2 protein-coding genes are annotated in these 6,489 nt (G+C 70.2%); both read left to right on the top strand.

The window, feature by feature from the left end; translation table 11 throughout:
• A partial coding sequence (locus AB0J58_RS43800) for an SDR family NAD(P)-dependent oxidoreductase (protein ID WP_364227491.1) occupies window positions 1-3,300 on the top strand: 3,300 nt, incomplete at its 5' end.
• Window positions 3,301-3,338: 38 nt separating this feature from the next.
• On the top strand, window positions 3,339-6,489 hold a 3,151-nt coding region (locus tag AB0J58_RS43795), incomplete at its 3' end, for a type I polyketide synthase (RefSeq protein ID WP_364227488.1).

Genomic DNA, 6,489 nt, shown 5'->3' with positions numbered 1-6,489 from the left:
TCGGCGCAGGTGGATCTGATCGGTGAGGAGCTGGCTCAGGTGCTGGCGGGGGTGAGCCCGGGTGCGGTGCGGGTGCCGATGCTGTCGACGGTGACGGGTGAGTGGCTGGAGGGTCCGGAGCTGGAGGCCGGGTACTGGTGTGAGAACCTGCGGCGCACGGTGGCCTTCGCTCCGGCGGTCGGTTCGCTGCTGGAGCAGCGGTATCGGGTGTTCGTGGAGGTGAGTCCGCATCCGGTGCTGACGGTCGGCATCGGCGAGTGTGTGGACGAGACCGACGCCGTCACGGTGATCGCCGGGACGCTGCGCCGCGACGGCGGCGGGCTGGAGCGGGTGCTGGTCTCGGCGGCCGAGCTGTTCGTCCGTGGGGCGAAGGTGGACTGGCAGCAGATGCTGACCGGCGGGCGGCGGGTCGACCTGCCGACCTACGCCTTCCAGCATCAGCGGTTCTGGCCGAACGCCAAGCAGAGCGGTGATGCTCGGGTGCTGGGGTTGGCCGCGACGGGTCACCCGCTGCTGGGTGCGGCGATGCCGCTGGCCGATTCCGACGGGGTGGTCCTGACGGGTCGGTTGTCGGTGAGTGCGCAGCCGTGGCTGGCCGATCACGTGGTGGCGGGCTCTGTGGTGGTGCCGGGTTCGGCGTTCGTGGAGCTGGCGGTGCGGGCCGGTGACCAGGTCGGCTGTGACCTGGTGGAGGAGCTGACGCTGGATGTGCCCCTGCTGCTGGGGGAGGGCGAGGCGGTCGCGGTGCAGGTGTGGGTGGGTGCTGCGGAGGAGTCGGGCCGTCGGACGGTGAACGTGTACGCCCGGTCGGCGGATGCGGCCGATGATGTGCCGTGGGTACGGCACGCCACCGGCGCTCTCACCACGGGTGCTTCGCCTGCCGAGCCGTTCGATGTGGCGGTGTGGCCTCCGGCCGGCGCGGCTGCGATCGAGCTGGCGGGGCTGTACGAAGAGCTGGCGGCCGAGGGCTTGGGGTACGGCCCGGTGTTCCAGGGGTTGCGGGCGGCCTGGCGGCGTGATGACGAGGTGTTCGCCGAGCTGAGTTTGCCGGAGCAGGCCGGTGATGCGGCTTCGTTCGGGTTGCACCCGGCGCTGCTGGACGCGGCGCTGCACGTTGTGCCATTCGCCGGGCTGGATGATGTCGCGGATGGCCGCTTGCCGTTGTCATGGGGTGAGGTGTGCTTGCACGCGGGCGGGGCGTCAGTGCTGCGGGTGCGGCTGACCAGGACGGGCGGCGATACGGTGTCGCTGAGCGCGGTGGACGCGGCCGGGGCACCGGTGGTGTCGGCCCGGTCGGTGGTGCTGCGGCCGATGGCCGCCGAGCACTTGGCCGGCTTCGACCCTCGCGGGGCCAGGCAGGACGCGCTGTTCCGGGTGGAGTGGTCTGCCGTGAGTGGCCTGCCGCAGACCGACGAGGTGCCGGTGCCGGTGGCGGTACTCGGTCTGGACACGCTGGGTGTCGCGGCGGCGTTGCGGGCGGCCGGGGACGTGGTGCCGGTGCACGCGGATCTGCCCGCGCTGGTCGAGGCGGGTCCGGTGCCGGCGGTGGTGCTGGCGGAGGTGGTTTCCGAGTCCGCGGCCGGGGTGGTGGAGTCGGCGCATGCGCTGACCGCCCATGTGCTGCATCTGCTGCAGCGGTGGCTGGCCGAGGAGCGGTACGCCGATTCGCGCCTGGTGTTCGTCACCCGGGGCGCGGTCGCGACCGATGCCGGTGAGGCGGTGGCTGATCTTCCGGCCGCTGGGGTGTGGGGCCTTGTCCGCAGTGCTCAGTCGGAGAACCCGGACCGGTTCGTACTGGTCGACGTGGATGACCAGGAGTCCTCGCTGCCGGCCCTGCTCGACGCACTGCCGGGAGTGCTGGCCTCGGGTGAGCCACAGGCGGCGGTACGCGAGGGTGAGGTGCGGGTTCCGCGGATGGCGCGGATGGCGTCAGGATCTGACGTTGGCGACGGGGCGGGCCGGGTCTGGGATCCGGAGGGCACGGTGCTGATCACCGGTGGTACCGGTGGTCTGGGTGCGTTGTTCGCGCGGCATGTGATGGCCGAGCGGGGTGTGCGGCGTCTGTTGCTGACCAGCCGCCGGGGCCTGGACGCTCCGGGCGCGGTGGAGTTGCAGGCCGAGTTGATCGCGCACGGCGTTGAGGTCACCGTCGCGGCGTGCGACATGGCCGATCGGGATCAGGTGGCGGCGCTGCTGGCGCAGGTCCCGGTCGAGCACCCGCTGACCGCGGTGATCCACACAGCCGGGGTGCTGGCCGACGGGACGATTCCGTCGCTGACGCCGGAGGGGATGGAGGCGGTGCTACGGCCGAAGGTGGACGCGGCCTGGCATCTGCACGAGCTGACCCAGGGCCTGGACCTGGCCGGGTTCGTGATGTTCTCCTCGTTTGCCGGGGTGATGGGCAACGCCGGGCAGGGCAACTATGCGGCGGCGAACGCGTTTGTGGACACATTGGTCCAGGCGCGTCAAGCCGCGGGACTGCCGGGGTTGTCGCTGGCCTGGGGACTGTGGGAGCAGGAGACCGGGATGACCGGCACGCTGGGCGCGGTCAACCTGCGCAGGATGGCGCGGGCGGGGATGCCGGCGTTGTCGGCCGAGCAGGGGTTGGCGGCGTTCGAGGCGGCCACCGCGTCGGGCCGGGCAGCGGTGGTGGCGGTGCGGCTGGATCTGTCGGTGCTGCGCACGTTCCCCGAGGTGCCGCATCTGATGCGTGGCCTGGTCCGTGTGGGGCGCCGGTCGGCGGTCTCCACCCCGGTGGGCGGGGATGCGGAGCTGGTACGGCGGCTGGCGGGGCTGGGGGAGGCCGAGCAGGTGCGGCTGGTGGTGGAGTTGGTGCGCGCTCAGGCGGCGGTGGTGCTGGGGCACGAGTCGGTGGACACGATCCGGCCGGGACGGGAGTTCCGTGAGCTGGGCTTCGACTCCCTGACCGCGGTGGAGTTGCGCAACCGGCTCAACGTGGCCACCGGGCTGCGGCTGCCCGCCACCCTCATCTTCGACTACCCCACTCCTGCCAGCATCGCCGAATACCTCCTGGAGGAAATCGCACCCGGAGCGAATACCACGGTGGAGCTGTCATTGCTGGCCGATCTCGACCGGTTCGAGACCGCTCTTTCCGGCTACGCGCTCGACGAGCTCGCCCGGAACGGCATCGCGACCCGGCTGCGGCACCTGCTGGTGAAGGTGAGCGAGAGCGGCACGGAAACTAGTGAAATCGCTGTCGCAGGCATGCTCGAATCGGCGAGTACCGAGGAAATCCTCAGCTTTATCGATAACGAACTGGGCCGCTCGAAAGATCTGTGATTCGAGCCCGCGTCTGAACAATGTGAAGGGCCACTCTCATGTCCGAAGACCGGAAGCTCGTCGAGTACCTGAGGTGGGTCACCGCCGATTTGCACGAGACCCGCCGGCGGCTCGAAGAGGTGGAGTCGGGCAGGCATGAGCCGATCGCCATCGTGTCGATGGCATGCCGCTTTCCAGGTGGGGTCGATTCTCCTGAGGAGCTGTGGCGGTTGCTGATCGAGGGTGAGGACGCGATCTCGCGGGTTCCGGTCGATCGGGGCTGGGATCCGGAGCTGCTGTCCGGGATGGGCCTTGATGTTCAGGGTGGGTTCCTGGCGGATGTGGCGGGGTTCGACGCGGGGTTCTTCGGGATCTCGCCGCGTGAGGCGCTGGCGATGGACCCGCAGCAGCGCCTGCTGCTGGAGACGACCTGGGAGGCGATCGAGCGGGCCGGGATCGACCCGGTCTCGCTGAAGGGCAGCTCCGCCGGGGTGTTCGTGGGCACCAACGGCCAGGACTACATGAGCCTGATGATGAACGCTCCGGCGGATGCGCAGGGCAATGGCGTCACCGGCGTGGCGGCCAGCGTGTTGTCGGGCCGGCTGTCCTACACACTGGGCCTGGAGGGCCCGGCGGTGTCGGTGGACACCGCGTGCTCGTCGTCGCTGGTGACATTGCACCTTGCGGCGCAGGCGCTGCGGCAGGGGGAGTGCTCGCTGGCGCTGGCCGGTGGTATCACGGTGATGACGTCGCCGATGGTGTTGGTCGGGTTCGGCCTACAGGGCAGCGGGATGGCGCCCGATGGTCGGTGCAAGGCGTTCTCCGACGCCGCGGACGGTACCAGCTGGTCCGAGGGGGTGGGCATGCTGGTGCTGGAGCGGTTGTCGGACGCGCGCCGCAACGGTCATCAGGTGCTGGCGGTGATGCGTGGCTCGGCGATCAATCAGGACGGCGCGTCCAATGGGTTGACGGCGCCGAACGGTCCGTCGCAGCAGCGGGTGATCCGCCAGGCACTGATCAGCGCCGGTTTGTCGTCGTCCGAGGTGGACGCGGTGGAGGCGCACGGGACCGGCACGGTTCTGGGTGACCCGATCGAGGCGCAGGCGCTGCTGGCCACCTATGGGCAGGACCGGGACGAGGGTCGGCCGCTGTTGCTGGGGGCGATCAAGTCGAACCTCGGTCACGCGCAGGCGGCGGCGGGTGTGGTCGGTGTGATCAAGATGGTGCTGGCCATGCGGCACGGCGTGCTGCCCAAGACGCTACATGTCGATACTCCCTCCTCGCACGTGGACTGGACCGCCGGTGCGGTGAAGCTGCTGACCGAGTCAGCGGAATGGCCGGAGACCGGTCATCCGCGCCGGGCGGGTGTGTCGTCGTTCGGGATCAGCGGCACCAACGCCCACGTGATCATCGAACAAGGACCGGAAACATCGAAGGGAGAAGACACTCCGCAGGACCGGGTACCGGCCGAGGGCGTGGTACCGGTGCTGGTTTCGGCTAAGACAGGTCAGGCGTTGCGGGCGCAGGCCGAGCGACTGGTCTCGCACATGAAGGACCGTGGTGAGACGGCGCTGGTCGATACAGCGTTCTCGCTGGCGACGACGCGGTCGGCTTTCGAGCATCGGGCGGTGGTGCTGGCCGATGGCCGTGAGGGTGTGCTGGCCGGGCTGCGGGGTGTGATCGAGGATCTGCCGGGTGTGGGTGTGGTGGCCGGGGTGGCCGCGACGGAGCCGCAGCTGGCGGTGTTGTTCACCGGTCAGGGCAGTCAGCGGGTGGGGATGGGCCGGGAGTTGTATGAGCGGTTCCCGGTGTTCGCGGCGGCGTTGGACGAGGTGATCACCGAGTTCGAGCCGTTGCTCGATGGATCGCTGCGTGAGGTGTTGTTCGCCGAGCCGGGGTCGGTCGAGGCGGGGGTGCTGGATCGGACGGGGTGGGCGCAGCCGGCGTTGTTCGCGGTGGAGACGGCGTTGTTCCGGTTGGTGTCGTCGTGGGGGGTGCGTCCGGAGGTGCTGGCGGGGCATTCGATTGGGGAGATCGCGGCGGCGCATATGGCGGGGGTGTTGTCGCTGGGCGATGCGTGTGCGTTGGTGGCGGGTCGGGCGCGGTTGATGCAGGCGCTTCCTGCGGGTGGGGCGATGGTGGCGGTGGCGGCGTCCGAGGAGGAGGTCGCCGAGCTGCTCGCCGGACGCGAGAAGGAGGTGTCGGTCGCGGCGGTGAACGGTCCGGCCTCGGTGGTGGTCTCCGGGGTGGAGGAGGCGGTGCTGGAGGTGGCCGCCGCTCTGGAGGAGCGGGGGATCAGGGCGAAGCGGTTGCGGGTGTCGCACGCGTTCCATTCGCCGTTGATGGAGCCGATGCTGGAGGAGTTCCGCGCCCTGGCCCGCACGCTGACCTACGACCCGCCGCAGATTCCGATCGTGTCCACCTTGACCGGGCAGGCGGCCACGGCCGAGCAGTTGTGCTCGCCGGACTACTGGGTGGACCAGGTGCGAGGCACGGTCCGTTTCGCCGACGGCGTCCGTGCCCTCCACGCTCAGGGAGTGCGGGCGTATCTGGAGCTGGGCCCCGACGGCGTGCTGACCGCCATGGCCCAGGACACCATCGCGACCAAGCCAGAGGCACATGGACACGAGTTGCCCACGGTGCTGGTGCCGGTGCTGCGCAAGGGCCGGGACGAGCACATGGCGGTGATGACGGCGCTGGCCCAGCTGCATGTGCACGGGGTGCCGGTCGACTGGCGATCGGTACTGCCGGGCGGGCACCGGGTTGACCTGCCCACCTACCCCTTCGAGCGCCAGCAGTTCTGGCCCGAGAACACCGGTTTCGGTATAGGGAACGTGGCGGCGGCGGGGTTGGCCGCGACGGATCATCCGCTGTTGGGCGCGGCGATGCCGCTGGCCAGCGCCGACGGGGTGGTGCTGACCGGGCGGTTGTCGGTGAGTGCGCAGCCGTGGCTGGCCGATCACATGGTGGCGGGGTCGGTGGTGGTGCCGGGTTCGGCGTTCGTGGAACTGGCGGTGCGTGCCGGTGACCAGGTCGGTTGCGACCTGGTCGAGGAGTTGACCCTGGATGCGCCATTGGTGTTGGGCGAGCGGGATGCGGCCGTGGTGCAGGTGTGGGTGGGGGCTCCGCAGGAGTCGGGCCGTCGGAGCGTGAACGTGTATGCCCGCTCGGCGGAGGCGGCCGAGGAGGCGGCGTGGGTGCGGTACGCGG

The organism is Streptosporangium sp. NPDC049644, from assembly GCF_040675205.1.
Taxonomy (GTDB): domain Bacteria; phylum Actinomycetota; class Actinomycetes; order Streptosporangiales; family Streptosporangiaceae; genus Streptosporangium; species Streptosporangium fukuiense.
This window is presented reverse-complemented; position numbering and strand designations above follow the sequence as displayed.